Raw genomic sequence first — 637 nt, forward strand, 5'->3', positions numbered from 1 at the left:
CGGGCGATGCGGAAAATCGAAGCGAAGCGCAGAACCGGGACAGTCTGGCCGGCAAAATATTGCGGATGACGCTGGACGGGGATATCCCGACCGACAATCCGTTCCCGAACTCATACGTATATTCGTACGGACACCGCAATCCGCAAGGGCTGGCGTGGACGAAGGACGGCAGCATGTACAGCACAGAGCATGGCCCGTCGGGCAATCCTGGCGGACATGACGAGATTAACGTCATCCAGCCTGGCGCCAATTACGGCTGGCCGACCGTCTATGGAGACGATAAGAAGGAAGGACTGACGCCTCCGGTATACCATACGGGAAACCCTGCGATCGCGCCATCCGGTACGGTTATCGACGACGAGGGAAGGCTGGTCATCGCGACGCTCCGAGGCGAGGCGATCTACCGATATACGCCTTCTACAGGCGAGATGGCGGTTATTCACAAGGATGAAGGACGGATCCGGAACGTCAAGCTGGTCGGCGACAAGCTCTATTTCATCACCAACAACACCGACGGTCGCGGGGGAATCTCCTCGGAGGCGGAAGATCGGCTGGTTGTTATGGATTATCCGTCTTGACGAGGATGGGGGAGAACTCACCTTATAAGGCGGCGTGGGATTATGGCTACACGGGGGTG

1 protein-coding gene is annotated in these 637 nt (G+C 58.1%); it reads left to right on the forward strand.

The features are described 5' to 3' along the window. On the forward strand, positions 1-578 hold a 578-nt coding region (locus PAT3040_RS24100; protein WP_181376802.1), incomplete at its 5' end, for a PQQ-dependent sugar dehydrogenase. Positions 579-637 lie beyond the last annotated feature (59 nt).

The sequence above is a fragment of the Paenibacillus agaridevorans genome (assembly GCF_003112455.1).
GTDB classification, from domain to species: domain Bacteria; phylum Bacillota; class Bacilli; order Paenibacillales; family Paenibacillaceae; genus Pristimantibacillus; species Pristimantibacillus agaridevorans.